Origin of the sequence: Zoogloea sp. (assembly GCF_017302315.1) — a bacterium.
Taxonomy (GTDB): Bacteria; Pseudomonadota; Gammaproteobacteria; order Burkholderiales; family Rhodocyclaceae; genus Zoogloea.
In genome coordinates this window covers 25,025-46,423 of record NZ_JAFLDT010000006.1, presented here as the reverse complement: position 1 = coordinate 46,423, position 21,399 = coordinate 25,025, and the positions used below count along the sequence as shown (strand labels likewise).

Genomic DNA, 21,399 nt, shown 5'->3' with positions numbered 1-21,399 from the left:
CTCAGTACAACACCACCGAGCGGATCGATTCGCCCTTCTTCATCAGGTCGAAGCCGTCATTGATCTGGTCGAGGGTCAGCGTATGGGTGATCAGATCGTCGATGTTGAGCTTGCCCTCCATGTACCAGTCCACGATCTTGGGCACGTCGGTGCGGCCGCGGGCGCCACCGAAGGCAGAGCCCTTCCAGACGCGACCGGTGACAAGCTGGAACGGCCGGGTGGAGATCTCGGCGCCCGCCTCGGCCACACCGATGATCACCGACTGGCCCCAGCCCTTGTGGGTGCATTCCAGCGCCTGACGCATCACCTTGGTATTGCCGATGCACTCGAAGCTGTAGTCGGCGCCGCCGTCAGTGAGCTGAACGATGTGATCGACCACGTTCTCGACTTCGTTCGGATTGATGAAGTGGGTCATGCCGAACTTGCGGGCCATGGCTTCACGACCGGGGTTGAGGTCCACGCCGATGATCTTGTCGGCGCCCACCATCCTGGCGGCCTGGATCACGTTGAGGCCGATGCCACCAAGGCCGAACACCACCACGTTGGCACCGGCCTCCACCTTGGCGGTGAACAGCACGGCGCCCACGCCGGTGGTCACGCCACAGCCGATGTAGCAGACCTTGTCGAAGGGCGCGTCCTCGCGGATCTTGGCCAGGGCGATCTCGGGTACCACGATGTAGTTGGAGAAGGTGGAGGTGCCCATGTAGTGCAGAATGGGCTTGCCATCCAGGCTGAAGCGGCTGGTCGCGTCCGGCATCAGGCCACGGCCCTGGGTGCTGCGGATCTTCTGACACAGGTTGGTCTTGCGCGACAGGCAGAACTTGCACTCGCGGCATTCGGGCGTATAGAGAGGAATCACATGATCGCCAGCCCGCAGGGACTTCACGTCCGGCCCCACATCGACCACAACCCCGGCACCCTCATGGCCGAGGATGGCCGGAAAAAGGCCTTCCGGATCAGCCCCGGAGAGGGTGTAGTAGTCGGTATGGCAGATGCCGGTGGCCTTGACCTCCACCAGCACCTCGCCAGCCTTGGGGCCGTCGAGATCGACCATTTCAACGGATAGCGGTGCTCCGGCTTTCCAGGCAACGGCGGCGCGGGTCTTCATGGGTGTTCTCCTTGGGGTGTAGCAGTTGTCATAGCTGTTTCTCGTCGCGGATGCGCTTGCCGACGGCAGGGGGGTGGTAGACCCCCATGGCGCGCAGCAACGCAAACACGTTGTCTTCAACCAGCAGCAGGCCACGGTTCTCGGCCTTCATGAAACCTTCACCGACGCCACGGTCCATCATCTGGACGAGTGGCTGGTAATAACCTTCGACATCGAGCAGGGCGATCGGCTTGCTGTGGAAGCCAAGCTGCGCCCAGGTGAGGATCTCGAACAGCTCCTCGAATGTGCCCAGGCCACCGGGCAGGGCGATGAAGCCATCGGCCAGTTCGGCCATGCGGGCCTTGCGGGTGTGCATGGAGTCAACCACCTCCAGACGGCTCAAGCCCTCGTGCCCCACCTCCCATTCCATCAGGGCGCGGGGAATCACCCCCACCACCTTGCCGCCGGCCGCCAGGCAAGCATCGGCAACGGCGCCCATCAGGCCGACATTGCCACCGCCATACACCAGTTCAAGCCCGCGCTCGGCGAGGGTCTTGCCGAGAAACTCGGCTGCAGCCCGGTAGGCTGGCCTGACGCCCGGGCGCGAACCACAGAAGACGCAGATGCTGCGCATGTCAGAAGGGGCCGTTGGCCAGCCAGCGTTCGAGCTGCGGCAGGCGGTCGTTGCCCCAGAAACCTTCGCCTTCGACAATGAAGAACGGCGAACCAAACACACCCCGGGCCTCCGCCAGGTCGATCTCGGCCTTCAGGCGAGCCTTGGTGGCGGCATCGGAGAAAGCGGCAGACACGTCCTCCCGGTCAAGCTTGAGCGCTTCGGCGATCTCCAGCAGGACGGCGGTTTCGGCAATGTTACGGCCTTCGACGAAGTAGGCGCGGAACACCGCATGGGCAAAACTGCGGGCCTCGTCCGGGTTGCGGTCACTGAGCCACTGGAAGGCACGTGCGGCATGCTCCGTATGCACGGGGTAGGGTATCGGCGCCTTGTAGGGAATACCGAAATAGGCGGAAGAGCGCTCGACGTCACGCCTGACGTACTCGGTGCGCATCAGCGCCGCCGGAATCTTCATGCCACCCTGGGGCTGAAACTGGGCATCCAGCACGATGGCATGCCACATCACCGCACGGCCATGCCTGGCACCAAGTGCGTCGATCTGCTCCGACGCCAGATAGCCGTAAGGTGAGGAAAAATCGAAATAGAAATCAATGGGCGCTGACATGGGGTCTCCGGGAAGCTCGAGGGTCAACTTAGCTGGCATTATCCCTGTGTTGCCCCCCACTTGGCGGGCGATACAGGGATCAGAAGCCCCCTTCGGCCAGCCACCGCTCCACTTGGGGAAGACGATCGGCCCCCCAGAACGCTTCGCCATCGACGAAGACAAAGGGCGAGCCAAACACCCCGCGCGACAGCCCCAGATCGACTTCGGCCGCCAGACGCGCCTTGATCTCGGTGCCCGTCAGCACTCCGGCCAGTTCGTCACGGTCGACTCCCTGCGCCGCAGCAAGGTCGAGCACCGCCGCGAGATCCGAGATATTCACATCATCAACGAAGTAAGCCCGGTACGCAGCCAGACCGAAAGCCTTTGCCCGCGCCGGACTGCGGTCATTGAGCCACAGGAAGGCCCTGGCCGCATGTTGGGTAGGAATGGGAAAGGCACTGGGCTGTCGGAAGGGCAGATCGAAATAGCGCGCCGAACGTTCGATGTCGTGCAGCGAGTAGGCACCCTTGAGGGGGATCGTGGGCAGCGGCGCGAGGCCGGTGACCTTGAAGGTGACCCCAAGCAGGAAAGGATGCCAATGCACTGTGCGCCCATAGCGCGCCGCCAGGGCATCAATCTTTTCGGCGGCAAAGTAGCCGTAGGGCGAGGAAAAGTCGAAGTAGAAATCAATGGGCGCAGCGGGTTGCCGGGTGTCGGCCATGGCGTAGTCCTCCGTTTTCAGGCCCCCCTGGGCCACAGGATCATCTGGGTGCAGCGGAAGAGGGCCAGACGCCGGCCATCGCCGCTGCTCACTTCCGCATCCCATACCTGGGTGCTACGGCCAAGATGCACGGCCCTGGCCTCGCAACACAGTCTGCCTTCAGTCTGGGTGCCAAAGAAGTTGCTCTTCAGTTCGATGGTAGTGAAACTCTCCGCCCCCGCCGGCAGATGGGCAACGGTCGCATAGCCGGCACTGGTGTCTGCAAGGGCAATGACGGTGGCCGCGTGCAGGAAACCATTGGGTGCGAGCATCTCGGGACGGATCGTCAGGTGCGAAAGAAGCCGCCCGGGGGCGAGCTCGAGCGCCTCGAAGCCGAACCAGCCGGGCAGATGCCCCTGCCCGCGGGCGTTGAGGCCGTCAAGGGTCACCTCCTTGCGCAGAACCCCCTTGGCCATACCACGCACCGCGTCATGCATGGCATTCACGCTTCGAGGGTCTCGAGGGCGGAAAAATAACGGGGCATGAGATCCTCACGACGGCTCACATTGATGCCAAGGTCACGGATCAGGCCGTCCTTCAGGCCATACACCCAGCCATGCACCGTCAGACGCTGCCCCCGCTTCCAGGCATCCTGGACGACGATGGTCTGGCACACATTCACCACCTGCTCCAGGGCGTTCAACTCGCACAGGCGGTCATGTCGCATGTCTGGGGGCAGCAGCTCAACCCGGTCCAGGTGCTTCACATGGACATCCTGCACATGGCGCAGCCACAGATCCACCAGCCCGACCCGCTCACGCTTGAGGGCAGCCTTCACACCACCGCAGCCGTAGTGGCCCACTACCATGATGTGCTTGACCTTCAATACATCAACGGCAAACTGGATCACCGACAGGCAGTTGAGGTCGGTATGCACCACCACGTTGGCCACGTTGCGATGCACGAAGACCTCGCCTGGCAGCAGACCGATGATCTCGTTGGCCGGCACGCGGGAATCGGAGCAGCCTATCCACAGGTATTCGGGGTTCTGCAGGGTGGACAGCTTCTCGAAGAAGCCCGGATCCACCTGGCGCATCTTGCGCGACCACGCCAGGTTGTAGTCGAAGAGGTGGAAGAGGTTCTCGTTCTTGATCTCGGATTCCGACCAGTTTTCCAGGTCGAGGGCGAGGAACATCGTGCCTTCGACCGGCGTCGGGTAGTAGGCCGGCGCCTCCTTGAAACCCAGCTCCCGATAGAGCTTCACTGCGATGCGCATGGCCGGCAGGGTATCCAGCATGACCTTGCGATAGCCCAGGCTCTTGGCGGCCTTGATGGCGGCAAGAGCGAGTTCGCGGCCGACACCGCTGCCCCGCGACTCCGGCTCCACGTATAGACGCTTCATCTCGCAGACGCCTTCGGTGGCCGCCCGGATGCCAATGCAGCCGGCGGGCCGTCCATCCAGCTCTGCAAAGAAAAGACGCCCGCTGGGGGGCGAATAGGCCCCGGGCAGCGAGGCCATCTCCTCGGCAAAGTTCTGATAGCCCAGATCGACACCCAGCCATCCCGCGTAATTGCGGAAAAACTGCCGGACATGCTCGATCTCGGCATGATCATCATCACCCAGGATGCGGAGGGTTACTGCCATCGGTCACTCATCCTCAAAGTTGAGACAGCCCGACAAGATACCCTGCCGCGCAGTACGTTTCATCATGAACGTTTGTAGCCCCCGCCGGATGCGCTCAGCACCTATGAAGAAATCGTCGCGAGCCGTTCGACTTCGTGTCGAGAAGCGCAGGCTCACCAGGCGTGCGGTGCGCCTCGCAGGGGTGAAATCGGACCGTGCAGCAGATTCAATCACGAGCGCTCAAACCCCTTTCTCCTTGCGCCCATGCATGGCCATGATGGTCTGCTGCATCACCGCGCACAGGGTCCATTGCTCGGCCTTGATGGCGAAGACCTCGGCCCTCGTGATGATCAGCGTGCGCCCTGATCGGATCACCTCGCCACGGGCCACAAGGCGTTCCCCGTCGGCCGGGGCGATCAGGTTGAGCTTGTACTCGACGGTGAGCACGCTGCTGTCGGCCGTGGTGAGTGTGTTGGCCGCATAGCCGGCGGCCGAGTCTGCAATCATCCCGACCACCCCGCCGTGGATGAAGCCGTGCTGCTGGGTGATCTCCTGCCGGTAAGGCAGGTGGATCTCCGTATAGCCCGGCTCGACCACCGCCAGATGGGCGCCGATCAGACGCATGGCCTGTTGCAGGTTGAAACTGGCGCGCACTCTGCCGACATAGTCGGGATCGCGGGGGTGGAAAGGCTCCAGGGGTGGGCGGGTCACGACAGGTTTCCTCGATTGGGCCCGCTTCGGCGAGCCGCTTTTTTAACGTTTACGTAAACGTAACTTTAGTGGTAAAAATCATCCACCTTCGCGAAGACGTGCGGCAAGTTCAGCGCGGGCTTCGGCGGCCCCCTCGGGATTCTCGGCCAACAACTCCAAGCATTGCTTTTCGAGCATGCCGATTTCGCCAAGAACGGCAACGATGTCCTCACGCTGCTGCTCGATCACCCGCCGACGCTCATCCAGCACGGACAGAAAACGACGGAGCTGGGGTGCCGAATTGCGCACACCGTCGTACATGCCAAGCAGCTCGCCGATCTCGGCCAGGGACAATCCCAGGCGCTTGCCGCGCAGAACGAGGCGCAGCCGGGTACGGTCACGCTTGGCATAGATGCGATTGCGACCGGCACGGGTCGGCGCCAAGAGGCCTTCATCCTCGTAAAAACGGATGGCTCGCGGAGTGATGCCGAATTCACGGGCGAGTTCGGTAATGGTGTAGGTTTCTTCCTGGCTCATCGGGTCCGGCGCAGAACATGCTTTCGCATAGGGAACGAGGTGCAGTAAATCAGATTTCGCAGCCCCGGGCAACGCGGCGAAGCGAAACAACCCACTGGAAACAACAGGAGAAGAATTGGATGACAGCGACACTGGACTACCCCTTCGAGACCGTGCCCGCGGCCGGCGAGACCCGACAAGTCGCACCCGGGGTGCATTGGATCCGGATGCCCCTGCCTTTTGCTCTCAACCACATCAATCTGTGGCTGATCGAGGATGGCGAGGGTGTCGTGATCGTCGATACCGGCTACGGGCTTGAAGGCAGTCAGGATGCGTGGAATACCATCCTCGACGGACTTGACCGGCCGGTGACACGGATCATCGTCACCCACTGCCACCCGGACCACCTGGGCCTGGCCCAGTGGCTTGCCGAAAAGACCGGCGCACCGGTCACCATGACCCTGGGTGAGTTCCTCTGCGGTCACGCCCTGTGGAACCAGCTACCTGGCTACAACGTGACCGACATGGTTGCCCAGTTTCGCCAGCATGGCCTAGACGGGGAACGTTGCAACGCGCTCGCTAGCCGTGGCAACGCCTACAAGCGGGGCGTCCCGTCCCTGCCGGCCCGCTACGACCGGGTGATCGGTGGAGACAGCCTGGAGATCGGCGGCCGCCGCTGGACCGCGATCACCGGACACGGCCACTCGCCCGAGCATATGTCACTGCATTGCGAGTCCGTTGGCGTACTGATTTCGGGCGACATGCTGCTTCCCCGCATTTCCACCAACGTGAGCGTATTTGCCGCCACGCCGGATGACGATCCACTGGGACGATTCCTCGATTCAATCCGCGGTTTCAAGCAGTTGCCCGCAGCCACGCTCGTGCTACCATCCCACGGGAGCCCGTTCCGAAACATCGGTTTGCGCGTGGATCAGCTCGTCGAGCACCATGCCGACCGCTGTGCGGAACTTCTCGCCGCCTGTACCGTGCCGCGCTGCGCGGGGGAGCTTCTTGCAACCCTTTTCCCGCGAGAACTGGACACGCACCAGGTCATGTTTGCCATGGGAGAAGCCATCGCTCACCTGAACCATCTTGTGCACAAGAGAGAATTGTGCCGTTCAGGGGAAACCGATGGGATCGTCCGTTTCGTCATAAGCCATCAATAAAGGAGAGCCCGAGAATGGCTGCGCAAGACAAAGAAGTTGCCAAGTCCGAACTGCCGGACCCCAAGGAAGTCGCCAAGACCTACGCTGAAGTCGCGCAACGGGCCTCCAAGCTGCTGGCCGATCACATCCAGAAGCAGGTCAAGAAGGGCATCACCGCGCCCGCCGACGAGCTGGGCATCGCCCAGGCCTTCATGGACATGATGGGCAAGCTGCTGTCCAATCCCTACCGCCTCGCCCAGGCCCAGATGAACCTCGTGTGGGACTACTTCTCGCTGTGGCAGCACTCCATGATGCGCCTCACCGGAGTCGGCGCCGGCAGCCCGGTAGCCACCCCGGCCAAGGACGACAAGCGCTTCAAGGACGAAGAATGGCAGGAGCACTTCCTGTTCGACTTCATGAAGCAGTCTTACCTCATCGCCGCCCGTCACATCCATGACACAGTGAGCAGCGTTGACGGCCTGGACGACCAGAGCCAGAAGAAGGTCAACTTCTACACCCGTCAGTACATCGACGCCCTGTCCCCCTCGAACTTCGCCCTGACCAACCCGGAAGTCTTCCGTGAGACGGTCAAGAGCCACGGCCAGAACCTAATCAAGGGCCTGAACAACCTGCTGCGCGATGTGGAAGACGGCGGCGGCAACCTGCGCGTCAAGATGACCGACACCACGGCCTTCGAGCTGGGCAAGAACGTCGCCACCACCCCGGGCAAGGTCGTCTTCCAGAACGACATGATGCAGCTGCTGCAATACACGCCGAGCACCCCCGACGTGTCCAAGCGTCCGCTGATGATCGTGCCGCCATGGATCAACAAGTTCTACATCCTCGACCTGCGCGAGAAGAACTCCTACATCAAGTGGTGCGTCGATCAAGGCCACACGGTCTTCGTCATCTCCTGGGTCAACCCTGACGAGCGTCAGGCCGAGAAGAGCTTCGACTCCTACCTGCTCGAAGGCACCCTGGCCGCAGTCGACGCCATCGTCGAACAGACCGGCGCCAAGGAGATCAACGCCGCCGGCTACTGTCTGGGCGGCACCCTGCTCGCCACCACCCTGGCCTACATGGCCGGCAAGAAGGACAAGCGGCTGGCCTCCGGCACCTTCTTCACCACCATGACCGACTTTGCCGATCCGGGCGAACTGGGCGTGTTCATCGATGAAGGCCAGGTGTCCAGCCTCGAGAAGAAGATGTTCGAGCGCGGTTACCTGGAAGGCTCCGAAATGGCCGGCACCTTCAACATGCTGCGTGCCAACGACCTGATCTGGTCCTTCGTGGTCAACAACTACCTGATGGGCAAGGACCCCTTCCCCTTCGATCTCCTGTACTGGAACTCCGATTCCACGCGCATGCCGGCGAAGATGCACAGCTTCTACCTGCGCAACATGTACATGAAGAACCTGCTGAAGGAGCCGGGCGGCATCGAGATCGGCGGCGTCGCCATCGACCTCTCCAAGATCAAGGTTCCGACCTACTTCATCTCCACCATCGAAGACCACATCGCCCCGTGGAAGAGCACCTACTCCGGTGCCCGCAACTTTGGCGGCAACGTGCGCTTCGTACTGGGCGGCTCCGGCCACATCGCCGGTATCGTCAACCCGCCGGCTGCCAACAAGTATGGCTACTGGACCAACCCTGCCGCCAAGCTGCCGGCCACGGCCGACGACTTCTTTGCAGGTGCAGAACAGCACCCGGGCTCCTGGTGGACCGACTGGCAAGCCTGGCTACTCGCCCAGGACTCCAGCAAGGTTCCGGCCCGCGACCCCGTCGCCGGCAACCTCAAGGTGCTCGAAGATGCACCGGGCTCCTATGTGAAGGCTCGCCTGGACGCCAAGAAGGCCGCCTGATCGCCTGACCGTTGCAAAGGGCAAGGGGGCTTCGGCCCCCTTTTCCTTTTCAGTCTCACCGTTGTCGCCAGAGCCTGCCGTGGCCACCTATCCCCTCGAAGCCCCTCTCCCCGATGGCCTGCCGGTCATTCTCGACACCAATGTGGTGTTGTCCCTGTGGATGTTCGAAGATCCGGCGCTGCAACGCCTTCGCGCCGCAGTGGAGAACGGTGCCCTGCAGCCCTTCACCCGCGAGGACTGCCTGATCGAGCTGTCCCGCGTCCTGGCATACGCCCAGTTCAATCAACCCCCTGAACGCCAGCAGGCGATTGCAGAGCGCTATCGCTCCCGCTGCATCCTGATTGAACCCCTCGCGCACCCGGACTGTGAGCTTCCCAAGTGCCTTGACCGGGATGATCAGAAGTTTCTCGAAGTGGCCCGCGACAGCGGTGCCCGCGCCCTGCTGAGCCGGGACAAGCTGGTCTTGAAACTGGGAAAACGTCCGGTGATCGCCAGCCGGTTTGCCATCCTCACCCCCGAGCGCTTCCTGCCGCTCTTGCCCTGACACAAAACGAGCCACAAAAATTAACATGACATGAGGAATCCCTCCTATCTCAGCCGTTAGACTGGTATCCCCCTATCACCACGGAGTTCCTCCATGGCCATCGATACCAGCAGCCTGGACGTCAGCACGCTTATCACAACCTACCTGATTCCCCTCGGCTGGAAACTTGCCGGCGCAATCGCCCTGTGGATCATCGGCGGATGGGTCATCAACCTCATCGGCAACCTCTCCAGCCGGGGCATGACCCGTCAAAAGGTCGAGCCCACCCTCGTCCGTTACGTGGAAGCCACCCTGCGCGTGATCATGCGCATCGTGCTGGTCATCGTCATCCTGTCGGTCTTCGGCATCGAGACCACCAGCTTCGCCGCCCTCATCGCCGCAGCCGGCGTGGCCATCGGTGTGGCTTGGAGCGGCCTGCTGTCCAACTTTGCCGCGGGTGCCTTCCTGATCATCCTGCGCCCCTTCAAGGTGGGTGATTTCATCAGCGGTGCCGGCATCACCGGCACCGTCAAGGAAATCGGCCTGTTCGCCACCACCATCGACCAGCCCGACAACGTGCGCACCACCATCGGCAACAACAAGCTGTTCTCCGACAATATCGTCAACTACACCCTCAATCCCTGCCGCCGGGTGGATCTGACGGCCCAGCTCGCCCATGCCGTCGATCCCAAGCAAGCGATGGAACTGATCCGCGCCCGCATCACCCAGATCCCCAACGTGGCCACGGACCCGGCGCCCGACGTGGAGATCCTGGAATTCAATGCGGCCGGCACCAAGCTGGTGGTGCGCCCCTACTGCCACAACGACCACTACTGGCAAGTCTATTTCGATACCAACAAGGCCCTGGCCGAAGTCGGCAGCGCCAACGGTTGGCCCATCCCTGCGCCGCATCAGGTGTTGCGTCAGCCCTCCTGAAGTCGGTCTGCGGTCCCGACGCCCACCACCCGGTGGGCGTCTTTCATTCTGCCGCCAGGCGGCGACGCAAGGCCGCCAGATGACGCAGGCCTTCGATCGCGCGGCTGCCGTACCAGGACGCCATCTCACCATCGATCAGACTCGCCGGCAGCCCGGAAAGTCGCCCGACCTCCTCCACGTGCCGCTCGCGGAACCGATAGGGCTCCGACGACAGGAAGACCCGTTGCACCTCCGGCAACCAGGGCGCATCCCACTCGAAGGCCGGGTAGCGGGGCTCGCTGAGGACAGGGCGGGTATCCCAACCCACTGCAGCCAGCGTTGCCGCAATATAGGTGCCCTGGGCCACGGTCATCCAGGGCTCACGCCAGATCAGGTAGAGCACCTTCTCGCGCGGCAGGGTCGCGCCCACCGCCCTGGCCTCCGCCAGTGCCGCATCGAGGGCCGCTGCCAGCCGTTCCGACTCGGCGCGCCGATGGAAGATCGCCCCCAGCAGGCGATACACCGGCAGATTGTCCTCCGGTGTACAGGGATGGGTCACGATCACGTTCGGCACGAAGCCGGCAATCTCCTCGACACATTCCCGCCTGTTCTCATCCACGTTCACGATGATGTGGGTTGGCGCCAGGGCCCGCAGGCGCGCCAGGTTCACATCCTTGGTGCCGCCCACCTTGGTAACGGCCCGCAGCACCGGCCGGGGATGGATGCAGAAGCCGGTGCGCCCCACTAGCTGCGGCGCGAGACCGAGGTCGCACACCAGCTCGGTCAGGGAGGGCACAAGGGAAACGATCCGGGCGGGCCCGTCATGGGGTTTGTGACGCTGTCCGGCAGCATCGATCAGCACTTCGTCAGAGGTATCGGTCATCATTGTCAAAGTATCTCAAGAGCCGCGCCGTTATTGGAACCAGGCTTACATCCGGCCACTCTGAAAAAGCACGGCCCACGCACATGGAGAAAAACATGAAGATCGGCGTTCCCAGGGAAACGAAGAACCACGAATATCGGGTCGGCCTGACACCCGGCGCAGTCCGTGAAGTTGTGGCCCACGGGCACGAGGTGTGGGTCGAATCGGGTGCGGGTCACGGCATCGGTGCCAGCGACAGCGATTACGAACGCGCAGGTGCCCGCATCGCCTTGAGCGCCGAGGAGGTCTTCGAGCAGGCCATCATGATCGTCAAGGTCAAGGAGCCCCTCCGCGACGAACGCGCCCGCCTTAAAACCCACCACTTGCTGTTCACCTATCTGCACCTGGCACCCGACCCGGGCCAGGCCGAAGAGCTCATCGCCAGCGGCGTCACCGCCATCGCCTACGAAACAGTCACCGCCCCGGGCGGCGGCCTGCCGCTGCTCGCCCCCATGTCTGAAGTGGCAGGGCGCATGAGCATTCAGGCTGGCGCCTCAGCCCTTGAAAAATCCCACGGCGGCCGCGGTGTCCTGCTGGGCGGCGTACCCGGTGTGGAACCGGGCCGCGTGGTGATCCTGGGCGGTGGCACCGTCGGCAACAACGCGGCCCATACCGCCGTCGGCATGGGCGCGGACGTGACCATCTTCGACAAGTCCCTGCCCGTCCTGCGCCACCTGGACGAGGTCTACGGCGGGCGGGTCAAGACCCTCTATGCCACTCAGGACGCCATCGAACGCCTGGTACTGCAGGCTGACCTGGTCATCGGCGCAGTGCTGATTCCGGGGGCCACCGCCCCCAAACTGGTCACCCGGGCCATGCTCGGCGCCATGAAGCCCGGTGCCGTGATCGTCGACGTAGCCATCGACCAGGGCGGCTGTTTCGAAACCTCCCGCCCGACCACCCATGCCGACCCGACCTACCTGGTGGACGGCATCGTCCATTACTGCGTGTCCAACATGCCTGGCGCCGTCGCGCGCACCGCCACCTATGCCCTCAACGCAGCCACACTTCCCTACGTGCTGGCGTTGGCGGACAAGGGCTGGAAAGAAGCCCTGAAGGACGATGCGGGCCTGCGGGCCGGACTCAATATCTGCAACGGAAACGTGACCCACCCCCAGGTGGCGGATGCCCTGGGCAAGAAGTACCTTCCGGCCATCACTCAGCTCGGCTGATACACGGCGCCGTCGCTAAAGGGGCAGGCCGCGGGGTTTGCGCCCAGCCCGCGCAAAGAGTCGATCAAAGAGGGGGTTGGGCAGCAGACGCAGCAGCTTGCCGACCACCCCCATCTGCCATGGAATGACGGTATAGCTGACGCCGGCTTCGATCGCGCGGGCAAAGCGGACCGCGGCCTGGTCCGCGGGCAACAAGAAGGGCATGGGGTAAGTATTGACCGACGTCATTGGCGTCTCGATATAGCCGGGCGCAATGGTCACGACCTTGACGCCGGTGCCATGGAGTTCGACACGCAGGCTCTCCAGGTAAGCAATCACCGCCGCCTTGGAAGCACTGTAGGCACCCGCACCAGGAAGGCCGCGGATACCTGCAACGGATGCGATACCGACCAGCCGCCCCTGCCCGCTGGCACGCAGGGGCGCCACAAAAGGCTGGAAGGTGGCGACCATGCCAAGCACGTTGGTCCGCAAGACTCGCTCGAAGGCATTCAGATCGTCTGCCATCTCGGTCAGGGTACCCACCGACACGCCGGCATTGGCGATCACGACATCCGGCGGTCCAAACCGAGCGATAAAGTCGCGGGCAGCATCACCCAAAGCGGCCGCATCACCCACATCCAGCCCATACACCGCATGCCTTCCCGGCAGGCTGGCCGCCAGCGCATCAAGGGCCTGAACGCGCCGACCAACCAGCCCGAGACTTGCCCCCCGGGCAGCATAGTGCCGCGCCAGGGCTTCACCGATGCCGCTGGAGGCACCGGTAATGAATACACGGGAAACCGGGCGAATTACTTACGACCCTGTTCGGTACGCGCACGCGCGATCAGTTGATCCGCCACCTTCAGCGCAGCTTCATGGGAACCGGCAATGGAGCCCGATGTGAAGTACTTGCCATCCACAGCCAGGGTCGGCACGCCCTGGACCTTGTAATCACGACCGAGCTTTTCGATGCGCTGCATGCCCACCTGCACGCCAAAGGAGCGGTAGGCATCAGCGAACTTCTTAGCATCGACACCCTTCTTCACCGCCCATTCCTGGGCACCGGCCTCGGTGTTGAGAGGCAGCTTGTCGGTCTGGACAGCATCAAAGGCCTGGGGATGCAGCCGTGCCAGATCACCCGTGGCAGCCAGGGTGAGGTGCAGCTTGGCAAGACCGGCCAGTTGCGGATTGCCCCAGGTCACCGGCACCTGACGGAAGAGCACGTCGGCGGGGAGCTTCTTGACCCAGAGTTCCAGCAAAGGATCGAAGGCCTTGCAATGGGGGCAGCCGTAGTGGAAAAACTCCAGCACCTCGACCTTGCCCTTGGTTTCAGTGGGCTGAGGCGGATTGACCACCTCGAACCCCCCGCCCTGGGCAGCGGCAGGCAGGCCAAGGCTGCCAAAGGCGGCAAGGGCGGACAACTGTAAAAGGACATCACGACGCTGCATTACGGTTTCTCCTGGTTCGGCCAAAGCTCTCATTGAGCGGCGGTGGCCGGCTTTGGTTCCTTTGGCTTGATCTTGATGATGGCCGCGTTGATGCCATTGGACGTCAGCTGCTGCCGCGCCTTGGTCATCTCCTCCTGGCCCAGGTAGGGGCCCATGCGCACGCGATGGACGGTGCCCTTCTCGGGCAATTCGACCTTCTGGACGCTGGCCTCCACGCCCATCAACGCAAGACGCGCCTTCAGGTTGTCTGCTTCGGAAGGATCTTCGAAGGAACCGGCCTGCAGGAAGAACTTCTCGGGGACGGCCGGCTTGTCAAGTAAGGCCGCCTCGGCCTTGGCCCGTTCGGCATCACTCTCGGGCTTGCCATCCGCCTTATCGGCCTTCTCGGGCTTGACCGGAGGCTTGACGACCTCTGTGGTCTCTTCAGGCTTGGTCGGCACCGGCAGGGCATCCGAGCCTTTCGGCAGGACATTGTAGAAATCGAAGCGGGGCTTCTCCACAGGTTTGTCGCCGGCCTTGCCGGGCAAGGCGATGGGCTCGCCTCCCTGGGGTTTGGGCGGCGGCGGTGCAACCGGCCGCTCATCCTGCTTGGGCTTCTGGAAAGGGGAAGACGCCGTGAAATACAGCGCAATCCCCGCCGCCACCAATGCGCCGAGAATCAGTCCGACAAAGATGCCGACCAAGGTACTACCGCGACTGCCCGATTTGGGCTTCTTGGTCTGCAGGCGTGGCTTGAGATCGCGACTCATGAACGGCAGGTCCGGGAGTTACATGGAATCAGGAGCGGAAACCCCCAACAGCCGCAGGCCGTTGCGGATGACATGACGCACGGCAGCAGCAAGCGCCAGACGGGCAAGTTTGAGCCCTTCGTCGTCCACCAGCATGCGCTCGGCGTTGTAGTAGCTGTGGAACTCACCCGCCAGATCCTTGAGGTAAAAGGCAATTTGATGCGGCGCGTAGTCAGCCGCAGCGTTCTGGACGATTTCGGGGAAAGCGGTCAGGCGGGCGCACAGGGCCAGCTCGCGCTCGTTGTCGAGGCGCGCCAGATCCGCTTCGGCCAGATCGGCCAGTACACCGTTCCACTGGTTCAGCACCGAGCACAGGCGGGCGTGGGCGTACTGGATGTAATAAACAGGGTTCTCATTGCTCTGGCTCTTGGCCAGATCAAGGTCGAAATCCAGATGCTGATCGGCCTTGCGCAGCACGTAAAAGAAGCGACAAGCGTCGTTACCGACCTCCTGGCGCAACTCGCGCAAGGTGACGAACTCACCGGAGCGGGTGGACATGGCCGCCTTCTGGCCGTCTCGATAAAGCACCGCAAACTGCACCAGCGCGACATCGAGCTTTTCGGGCGGCAGGCCAAGCGCCTCCAGGGCGCCCTTTACACGGGGGATATAGCCGTGGTGGTCGGCTCCCCAGATGTCGATGATGCGGTCGAAGCCACGCTCGTACTTGTTGGCATGGTAGGCGATATCGGAAGCAAAGTAGGTGAAGAGCCCATTCTCACGCTGCACGACCCGGTCCTTCTCATCGCCGAAGGCCGTCGAACGGAACCACTTGGCTCCATCCTGCAGATAGATGTGCCCAGCTGCCTCAAGGGCAGTGACCGCCTTTTCAACCAGACCCGTATCAAACAGAGAGCGCTCGGAAAACCACTTGTCGAAAGTGACACCGAACTCGGCGAGGTCTTCGCGGCCATCACCGAGCTGCTCGGTCAGGGCAAAACCATGGACCCACGCGTAATCCGAACCCAGCAGGTTCTTGGCATTGGCGATCAGGGTATCCAGATGAGCTTCCTTGTCCGCCTCGACGCTCGGGGCTCCCGCCAACACGTCGACCGCCGTCACCCTGGCAAAGCGGTCACCATGACCATCCTTGATCTGGACTGCCATGTCTTTCACATAGTCACCCTGATAGGCGTTGGGCGGAAAAGGAACGGTGATGGCGAAAAGATCGAGGTAACGCAGCCAGGTGGACAGGGCCAGGATGTCCATCTGCCGGCCCGCATCATTGATGTAGTACTCGCGGGTCACCTCGAAGCCGGCGAAGTCGAGCACATCGGACAAGGAAGCGCCATAGGCGGCCCCGCGACCGTGCCCGACGTGCAGCGGCCCGGTGGGATTGGCCGACACATACTCCACCTGAACCCGCACCCCGGTCTTGGTCCCGCGGCCAAAAGCCTCACCCGCAGCAAGCACGGCACCAACGACCGCGGTCTTGGCGTCGGCCACCAAAGTGAAATTGATGAACCCTGCACCGGCCACTTCGGCCTTGGCGATCAGGCTGGAAGCTGGCAATTCGGCCAGCAACAGGTTGGCCAACTCGCGCGGATTGCGCTTGAGAGGCTTGGCGAGCTGCAGCGCCAGATTGCTCGCAAAGTCTCCGTGACCGGCCTGCTTCGGACGCTCCAGGTTGATCGGGGTCTCGGCTTGCTCGGGCGCCACGCTAAGAAGGGCGGCACGGAGGAGATCGGCAAGCTGGGTCTTGGAATCGGCGCTCATGGGCAGTACTGCGACTAAAAGCACAGGATTATAGCCAAGCGCCGGGCAAACCGGCGGGAAGGCGGGCTTTTGACAGCAACAAAGTACAACAGGCATGACAGAATCGGCGGAACTGACATAGTGTACAAGGCGTGGAGCCCCTCGCAGTCAAATGAGTCCCGAGCTATCCGTGAGCATTCGCTTCCTGCAAGCCCTCGCACTTGCCCTCGGCGTCGTGGCCAGCCTGCCGGCCTTCGCCGAAGCGCCCACCCTGCGCTGGCCCCTTCCGCTGCCCGCCGGCCAACCCTGGCGCATTGTGGATCTCCGCGAGGGCAACGGTATCCGCCACGAGGAGTACATCCCCCGTGGTCAGGGTGTTGAAGACTACCGGGACCGCATCGTCGTACAGCGCATGGTGTCCCAGAACCTCAACCCCGAGACCTATCTGGCCCATGTCTCGGCCGGCCTTCGCGCCCACTGCAGCGAACTCACCACCAGCGGCCTGTTCGCCTCCGAGCGGGATGGTCTCCCATCCGCAGCCCTGACGGTCTACTGCTCACGCTTCGACTCCCGCAGCTATGGCTACGTCGTGGCCCAGAAAGCGGTTCTCGATGGAGACCACCTGTTCGTGGTGGAACGGGAATGGCGACTGCCTGCCTTCAGCGTCGACGCCACCGGCCTGCCCCAGTTCGGCGCCGGCTCACCCGACGACGAGGCCATCAAGCGGGAAATCCGCCTGGCCTTGCGTTGGCTGGTGGAACAGGTCCAGCCGGGCGGGGCGGTCATCGCCCCCGCCCCGCCGCCGGCCAAGCTGCCGCAACACCCCAAGCGCCGCTCCTGATCCATGGCGCGGGGGGCCTGGGCGCTTTGCGCGCCCAGGCTTTCCGGGCACAATCCGCGTTTTACTTTTCGCCACCTGCCGTGCGCCTCTTCCGACTCGTCAAGATCATCTCCGTCAGCCTGAAGTATGGGCTGGACCAGATGATTCTCTCCAACGAGCCGTCCGGCCGGCTGGCCTGGCTGGCGAGGCTTACGCTTTTTCGCCGGACCTTCGACGAACCCGCCGGCGCCCGCCTGCGCCAGGCCCTCGAATCCCTGGGCCCGATCTTCGTCAAGTTCGGCCAGATGCTGTCCACCCGTCGCGACCTCCTGCCACCCGCCATTGCCGAAGAGCTGGCCCGCCTGCAGGACCGTGTTCCGCCCTTCACCAGCACGGAGGCCCTCGCCCAACTGGAAGCGGCCTACGGCAAACCCGCCGATGCGGTTTTCGCGCGCTTCGACCGGGAACCCATCGCATCGGCCTCGATTGCCCAGGTCCACTTCGCCCAGTTGCCCGACGGCACCGAGGTGGCCGTCAAGATCCTGCGACCGGGCATTGCCCCGGTCATCGCCCACGATCTGGCCCTGCTCGACGTGGCCGCCACCCTCCTGGAAAGACTATGGCCGGAAGGACGCCGCCTGAAACCCCGGGAAGTGGTGGCCGAGTTCTCCAAGTACCTGCGCGACGAGCTCGACCTGATGCGCGAAGCCGCCAACTGCTCGCAGCTAAGGCGCAACTTCAAGGACTCCGAACTGCTGGTGGTCCCCGAGGTGCACTGGGATTTCTGCACCACCAATGTCATGGTGATGGAGCGTATGAAGGGCGTGCCCATTTCCCAGCTCGACGCCCTCAAGGCCCACGGGGTGGATCTCAAGGCCCTGTCCCGGGCCGGCGTGGAGATCTTTTTCACCCAGGTGTTTCGCGACGGCTTCTTCCACGCCGACATGCATCCCGGCAACATCTTCGTGGCCACCGATGGCCCCACCCGAGGGCGCTACATCGCCCTTGACTTCGGCATCATCGGCAGTCTCAACGACTCGGACAAGAAATACCTGGCCACCAACTTCCTGGCCTTCTTCCAGCGCGACTACCGGCGCGTGGCCCTGGCCCACATCGAAGCGGGCTGGGTGCCGCCGCACACCCGGGTCGACGAGTTCGAGGGAGCCATCCGCGCCGTCTGCGAGCCCATCTTCGACCGCCCCCTGAAGGACATCTCCTTCGGCAAGACCCTGCTGCGCCTGTTCCAGACAGCCCGACGCTTCGAGATGGAAGTGCAGCCCCAGCTCGTGCTGTTGCAGAAAACCCTGCTCAACATCGAGGGCCTGGGCCGCCAGCTCGACCCGGACCTGGACCTGTGGAAGACGGCAAAGCCCTTCCTCGAACGGTGGATGAACGACCAGATGGGCTGGCGTGCCCTGCTGCGCCACGCACGAGATGAAGCACCTGCCTGGGCAGCCGCCTTGCCCCAGTTGCCACGCCTGGTTCATCAGGCTTTGTCAGCGCCCCGGGACGACGACACCCGTGCCGAACTCGCCCGCCTGACGGCCGAAGCTCGGCGCAACACTATCTGGCTGATCACCTGCACCCTGCTCCTCTCCTGCCTTGCCGCCCTCGAGGCCTGGCACTGGCTGCACTGAACAAAGGGCGGTCTCCTCCGCTCCAACGGGCGTAAAGGTTCCACTTTCGGCACCAACGACCTGACAACGAAAGAAGAACATGCCCGCCCCGCTCGCGCCCCCCCGTCCGGTCCGTATCGTCGGCGTCGGATCCTGTCTTGGCGCCCCCATCTTCGGCCCCGCAGCAGGCCCCCGCGCCCTCAAGGATCTCGGCTTCGACATCCGGCTGCGGCACCGCGGCATTCCCGCCCGCTGGCAGAAGCTGATGGAACCCTCAGCCCCCAAACCCCCCCAGGCACCGCTGCCCGAGCGTCTTGGGGTGGTCAGCGCAATGCTCCACGATCTGGCTGACGAAGTAGCTGCAATCTGCCTGGACAACGCCATTCCCCTTGTCCTGGGGGGCGACCATGCCATTGGCGCAGGCACCTGGCGCGGGGTATCCCGAGCCCTTGCCCATCGGGGCAAACTCGGCCTGATCTGGATTGATGCCCATCTGGATGCCCACACCGACCGCAGCACCCACAGCGGCAACATCCACGGCATGCCACTGGCAGCGCTGCTTGGCATCGGCGACGAGAACCTCACCGGACTCCCGGGCCCGCACCTTGACCCGGCCAAGGTGGCCATCGTCGGGGCGCGCTCCTGGGAGCCCGAGGAGCTTGTGCTGCTGAACCGCCTGGGGGTCCGGATCTTCACCATGGCCGAGGTGAACAAACGCGGGCTGCCCGCCGTTCTCTGTGAAGCCATGAGCATCGCGCGGGAAGGCACCGCCGGCTTCGGCGTTTCCGTGGATCTCGATTCCATGGACTGCGCCGCCCTGCCGGCAACCACCTGCCTGGTTCCCGACGGCCTTGACCCCCAGGATCTGGTGGACAACCTCCACGGCCTGCGTAGCTGTGCCGACCTGGTGGCCCTGGAGATTGTCGAGTACGTCCCGTCACGGGATCGGGACGGAAGCGGTGCCCGCTGGGTCATGGAACTCGCCGCCGCCGCCCTTGGACCAACCACGGCCACCCTGCGCCAGCGTGAGGACACCTTCGGCGCGCACAACTACGCCCCCCTGCCCGTCGTCTTCACCCGCGGCAAGGGTAGCTGGCTGTGGGACGTGGAAGGGCGCCGCTACCTGGACATGATGAGCGCCTACTCAGCGGTCAGCTTCGGCCACAGCCACCCCCGTCTGGTTGCTGCACTCACCGACCAGGCGGGGCGCCTGGCGCTCACCTCCCGCGCCTATTCCAACGACCGCCTGCCGCTGATGCTCGAGCGCCTGTCGGCGCTGCTCGGCTACGACCGGGCGCTGCCCGTGAATACCGGCCTCGAAGCCGTCGAAACCGCCCTCAAGGCGGCCCGCAAGTGGGCCCACACCATCAAGGGTGTACCCGATGGCCAGGCCGAGATCATTGTCTGCGACAACAACTTCCACGGCCGCTCCACCACCATCATCAGTTTCTCCAGCGAGGCCCAGTACCGCAACGGCTTCGGCCCCCTGACACCAGGCTTCCGCAGCATCCCCTTTGGCGATGCCGATGCCCTGGCCGCCGCCATAACCCCGCGCACGGCGGCCTTCCTGTTCGAACCCATCCAGGGTGAAGGCGGCATCGTGATCCCACCGCCAGGCTGGCTGGCCCGCTGCGCCGAAATCTGCCGCGCCAACGGGGTTCTGCTGATCGCCGATGAAGTGCAGACCGGTCTGGGCCGGACAGGCCGACTGCTGGCCTGCCAGCATGAAAATGTTCGCCCCGATGGCGTCATCCTCGGCAAAGCCCTGGGTGGTGGGCTGCTGCCGGTGGCCGCCTTCCTGGCCGACGATGCCCTGATGCAGGTCTTCCAGCCCGGTGACCATGGCTCCACCTTCGGTGGCAACCCGCTTGCCGCGGCCGTCGCAGCCGAGTCCCTGGCCCTGCTGGCCGAAGACCGGCTGACAGAGCGCTCCGCCACCCTCGGCGCCCTTTTCCTGGCCCGCCTGCAGGCCATCGACAATCCGCTGATCGTGGAAGTCCGGGGTCGCGGGCTGATGATCGGCATGGAACTGGACACCCGCCGTGTGCCCGCCCGGGTTGCGGCAGAATGGATGCTTGCCCGCGGCCTGATGACCAAGGACACCCACGACAAAGTGCTGCGTTTCGCACCGCCCCTGATCGTTACCGAGATCGAACTGGATTGGGCCGCCAGGGCCATCGAAGATGCCCTCACCGACCTTGCCCGTCGCTTTCCCGCCGGAGACGCCCCATGACCGACAAACTTGACCGCCTCGTCGCCGAAGCCCGCCGCGCAGCAGACCAGCGCGCCGAGGGCTACCGGGAGAAGGCCCTCAAACTCTACCCCTGGATCTGCGGCCGCTGCGCCCGGGAGTTCACGTCCACCAACCTGCGCGAGCTCACCGTTCACCATCGCGACCACAACCACGACAACAACCCGCCCGACGGCAGCAACTGGGAGCTGCTGTGCCTCTACTGCCACGACAATGAGCACCAGCGGCAACTGGAAGCCACCCGCGGTCAGGTCGCCGCCAAGCAGCCTGCCAAGGCTGCCACCCACTCTCCCTTTTCCGGGTTGGGCGACCTGCTCAAGAAGAACTGAGCGGCCCGGCGCATCGCCGGGAGGAATATGCCCCACGCAATGGCAGATTCCTGTCTGCAAGCCCCCCATCCCGGTGTTCCGGTGCTAAGCTCGCGGACGTGGA

The 21,399-nt window shown here is 63.7% G+C and carries 22 protein-coding genes; 9 read left to right on the top strand and 13 right to left on the bottom strand.

Going from position 1 to position 21,399, the window contains the following annotated elements; translation table 11 throughout:
• Nucleotide 1 precedes the first annotated feature (1 nt).
• The 8 genes from J0L98_RS03600 to J0L98_RS03565 all read right to left on the bottom strand — a co-directional run bounded on the left by J0L98_RS03600 (nt 2) and on the right by J0L98_RS03565 (nt 5,855).
• Nucleotides 2–1,108 carry an S-(hydroxymethyl)glutathione dehydrogenase/class III alcohol dehydrogenase gene (locus tag J0L98_RS03600; RefSeq protein ID WP_296410139.1) on the bottom strand — a complete coding sequence of 369 codons (1,107 nt, stop codon included), beginning with the start codon at nt 1,106–1,108 and terminating at the stop codon, nt 2–4.
• Between the two features lie 28 nt (nt 1,109–1,136).
• A complete protein-coding gene (locus J0L98_RS03595; RefSeq protein WP_296410138.1) occupies nt 1,137–1,721 on the bottom strand; it encodes a TIGR00730 family Rossman fold protein in 585 nt (194 codons plus the stop codon).
• A 1-nt stretch (nt 1,722) separates the two neighbouring features.
• Nucleotides 1,723–2,325 carry a 2-hydroxychromene-2-carboxylate isomerase gene (locus J0L98_RS03590; RefSeq protein ID WP_296410137.1) on the bottom strand — a complete coding sequence of 201 codons (603 nt, stop codon included), beginning with the start codon at nt 2,323–2,325 and terminating at the stop codon, nt 1,723–1,725.
• 79 nt (nt 2,326–2,404) lie between these two features.
• Nucleotides 2,405–3,025: a 2-hydroxychromene-2-carboxylate isomerase gene (locus J0L98_RS03585; RefSeq protein ID WP_296410136.1), complete on the bottom strand. Its 621-nt coding sequence runs from the start codon at nt 3,023–3,025 to the stop codon at nt 2,405–2,407.
• Nucleotides 3,026–3,042: 17 nt separating this feature from the next.
• Nucleotides 3,043–3,501 (bottom strand): PaaI family thioesterase, encoded by a 459-nt coding sequence (locus J0L98_RS03580; protein ID WP_296410208.1) that lies wholly within the window; start codon nt 3,499–3,501, stop codon nt 3,043–3,045.
• 5 nt (nt 3,502–3,506) lie between these two features.
• Nucleotides 3,507–4,649: a carbonate dehydratase gene (gene can, locus J0L98_RS03575; RefSeq protein ID WP_296410135.1), complete on the bottom strand. Its 1,143-nt coding sequence runs from the start codon at nt 4,647–4,649 to the stop codon at nt 3,507–3,509.
• Nucleotides 4,650–4,868: 219 nt separating this feature from the next.
• Nucleotides 4,869–5,339 carry a PaaI family thioesterase gene (locus J0L98_RS03570; RefSeq protein ID WP_296410134.1) on the bottom strand — a complete coding sequence of 157 codons (471 nt, stop codon included), beginning with the start codon at nt 5,337–5,339 and terminating at the stop codon, nt 4,869–4,871.
• A 78-nt stretch (nt 5,340–5,417) separates the two neighbouring features.
• Nucleotides 5,418–5,855: a MerR family DNA-binding transcriptional regulator gene (locus J0L98_RS03565; protein WP_296408353.1), complete on the bottom strand. Its 438-nt coding sequence runs from the start codon at nt 5,853–5,855 to the stop codon at nt 5,418–5,420.
• A gap of 119 nt (nt 5,856–5,974) precedes the next feature.
• On the opposite strand from J0L98_RS03565, the gene J0L98_RS03560 reads away from it, so the two are divergent.
• From J0L98_RS03560 to J0L98_RS03545, 4 genes are all read left to right on the top strand, one after another.
• Nucleotides 5,975–7,000 (top strand): MBL fold metallo-hydrolase, encoded by a 1,026-nt coding sequence (locus J0L98_RS03560; protein WP_296410133.1) that lies wholly within the window; start codon nt 5,975–5,977, stop codon nt 6,998–7,000.
• 14 nt (nt 7,001–7,014) lie between these two features.
• Nucleotides 7,015–8,841: a class I poly(R)-hydroxyalkanoic acid synthase gene (gene phaC, locus J0L98_RS03555; protein ID WP_296410132.1), complete on the top strand. Its 1,827-nt coding sequence runs from the start codon at nt 7,015–7,017 to the stop codon at nt 8,839–8,841.
• Between the two features lie 79 nt (nt 8,842–8,920).
• A complete protein-coding gene (locus J0L98_RS03550) occupies nt 8,921–9,385 on the top strand; it encodes a putative toxin-antitoxin system toxin component, PIN family (RefSeq protein ID WP_296410131.1) in 465 nt (154 codons plus the stop codon).
• Between the two features lie 93 nt (nt 9,386–9,478).
• Nucleotides 9,479–10,300: a mechanosensitive ion channel family protein gene (locus J0L98_RS03545; protein ID WP_296410130.1), complete on the top strand. Its 822-nt coding sequence runs from the start codon at nt 9,479–9,481 to the stop codon at nt 10,298–10,300.
• A 43-nt stretch (nt 10,301–10,343) separates the two neighbouring features.
• Here J0L98_RS03545 and J0L98_RS03540 read toward each other — a convergent pair whose 3' ends face one another.
• A complete protein-coding gene (locus tag J0L98_RS03540; RefSeq protein ID WP_296410129.1) occupies nt 10,344–11,165 on the bottom strand; it encodes a helical backbone metal receptor in 822 nt (273 codons plus the stop codon).
• Between the two features lie 92 nt (nt 11,166–11,257).
• On the opposite strand from J0L98_RS03540, the gene ald reads away from it, so the two are divergent.
• Entirely contained in the window at nt 11,258–12,373 is a 1,116-nt protein-coding gene (ald, locus tag J0L98_RS03535) for an alanine dehydrogenase (RefSeq protein WP_296410128.1), read from the top strand.
• A 15-nt stretch (nt 12,374–12,388) separates the two neighbouring features.
• Here the strand turns inward: ald and J0L98_RS03530 are convergent, their stop codons facing one another.
• The 4 genes from J0L98_RS03530 to argS are packed head-to-tail and all read right to left on the bottom strand — an operon-like array spanning nt 12,389 to nt 16,301.
• The gene (locus J0L98_RS03530; protein WP_296410206.1) at nt 12,389–13,138 is read right to left on the bottom strand and encodes an SDR family oxidoreductase; all 750 of its coding nucleotides are present in this window, start codon (nt 13,136–13,138) and stop codon (nt 12,389–12,391) included.
• A 23-nt stretch (nt 13,139–13,161) separates the two neighbouring features.
• Entirely contained in the window at nt 13,162–13,800 is a 639-nt protein-coding gene (locus J0L98_RS03525) for a thiol:disulfide interchange protein DsbA/DsbL (protein WP_296410126.1), read from the bottom strand.
• Between the two features lie 29 nt (nt 13,801–13,829).
• Nucleotides 13,830–14,549 (bottom strand): SPOR domain-containing protein, encoded by a 720-nt coding sequence (locus J0L98_RS03520; RefSeq protein ID WP_296410125.1) that lies wholly within the window; start codon nt 14,547–14,549, stop codon nt 13,830–13,832.
• 18 nt (nt 14,550–14,567) lie between these two features.
• Nucleotides 14,568–16,301, bottom strand: coding sequence for an arginine--tRNA ligase (gene argS / locus J0L98_RS03515; protein WP_296410123.1), 1,734 nt, complete (start codon nt 16,299–16,301; stop codon nt 14,568–14,570).
• A gap of 169 nt (nt 16,302–16,470) precedes the next feature.
• On the opposite strand from argS, the gene J0L98_RS03510 reads away from it, so the two are divergent.
• From J0L98_RS03510 to J0L98_RS03495, 4 genes are all read left to right on the top strand, one after another.
• Nucleotides 16,471–17,121, top strand: coding sequence for a hypothetical protein (locus J0L98_RS03510; protein ID WP_296410121.1), 651 nt, complete (start codon nt 16,471–16,473; stop codon nt 17,119–17,121).
• An 80-nt stretch (nt 17,122–17,201) separates the two neighbouring features.
• Nucleotides 17,202–18,737 carry a ubiquinone biosynthesis regulatory protein kinase UbiB gene (gene ubiB / locus J0L98_RS03505; protein ID WP_296410120.1) on the top strand — a complete coding sequence of 512 codons (1,536 nt, stop codon included), beginning with the start codon at nt 17,202–17,204 and terminating at the stop codon, nt 18,735–18,737.
• Nucleotides 18,738–18,816: 79 nt separating this feature from the next.
• On the top strand, nt 18,817–20,949 hold the full coding sequence (gene rocD / locus J0L98_RS03500) for an ornithine--oxo-acid transaminase (RefSeq protein WP_296410117.1): 2,133 nt from the start codon (nt 18,817–18,819) through the stop codon (nt 20,947–20,949).
• Nucleotides 20,946–21,296, top strand: coding sequence for a YajD family HNH nuclease (locus J0L98_RS03495; RefSeq protein ID WP_296410116.1), 351 nt, complete (start codon nt 20,946–20,948; stop codon nt 21,294–21,296). Before rocD ends, J0L98_RS03495 begins: the two co-directional genes overlap by 4 nt.
• The last annotated feature ends 103 nt before the right edge of the window (nt 21,297–21,399 follow it).

Coding starts and splice junctions, on each gene's coding strand:
- J0L98_RS03540 (WP_296410129.1), bottom strand. CDS start 11,165: ATGATGACCGATACCTCTGACGAAGTGCTGATCGATGCTGCCGGACAG.
- J0L98_RS03585 (WP_296410136.1), bottom strand. CDS start 3,025: ATGGCCGACACCCGGCAACCCGCTGCGCCCATTGATTTCTACTTCGAC.
- J0L98_RS03595 (WP_296410138.1), bottom strand. CDS start 1,721: ATGCGCAGCATCTGCGTCTTCTGTGGTTCGCGCCCGGGCGTCAGGCCA.
- J0L98_RS03545 (WP_296410130.1), top strand. CDS start 9,479: ATGGCCATCGATACCAGCAGCCTGGACGTCAGCACGCTTATCACAACC.
- J0L98_RS03580 (WP_296410208.1), bottom strand. CDS start 3,501: ATGCATGACGCGGTGCGTGGTATGGCCAAGGGGGTTCTGCGCAAGGAG.
- J0L98_RS03520 (WP_296410125.1), bottom strand. CDS start 14,549: ATGAGTCGCGATCTCAAGCCACGCCTGCAGACCAAGAAGCCCAAATCG.
- phaC (WP_296410132.1), top strand. CDS start 7,015: ATGGCTGCGCAAGACAAAGAAGTTGCCAAGTCCGAACTGCCGGACCCC.
- rocD (WP_296410117.1), top strand. CDS start 18,817: ATGCCCGCCCCGCTCGCGCCCCCCCGTCCGGTCCGTATCGTCGGCGTC.
- J0L98_RS03590 (WP_296410137.1), bottom strand. CDS start 2,325: ATGTCAGCGCCCATTGATTTCTATTTCGATTTTTCCTCACCTTACGGC.
- ald (WP_296410128.1), top strand. CDS start 11,258: ATGAAGATCGGCGTTCCCAGGGAAACGAAGAACCACGAATATCGGGTC.
- argS (WP_296410123.1), bottom strand. CDS start 16,301: ATGAGCGCCGATTCCAAGACCCAGCTTGCCGATCTCCTCCGTGCCGCC.
- can (WP_296410135.1), bottom strand. CDS start 4,649: ATGGCAGTAACCCTCCGCATCCTGGGTGATGATGATCATGCCGAGATC.
- J0L98_RS03565 (WP_296408353.1), bottom strand. CDS start 5,855: ATGAGCCAGGAAGAAACCTACACCATTACCGAACTCGCCCGTGAATTC.
- J0L98_RS03600 (WP_296410139.1), bottom strand. CDS start 1,108: ATGAAGACCCGCGCCGCCGTTGCCTGGAAAGCCGGAGCACCGCTATCC.
- J0L98_RS03560 (WP_296410133.1), top strand. CDS start 5,975: ATGACAGCGACACTGGACTACCCCTTCGAGACCGTGCCCGCGGCCGGC.
- J0L98_RS03495 (WP_296410116.1), top strand. CDS start 20,946: ATGACCGACAAACTTGACCGCCTCGTCGCCGAAGCCCGCCGCGCAGCA.
- J0L98_RS03525 (WP_296410126.1), bottom strand. CDS start 13,800: ATGCAGCGTCGTGATGTCCTTTTACAGTTGTCCGCCCTTGCCGCCTTT.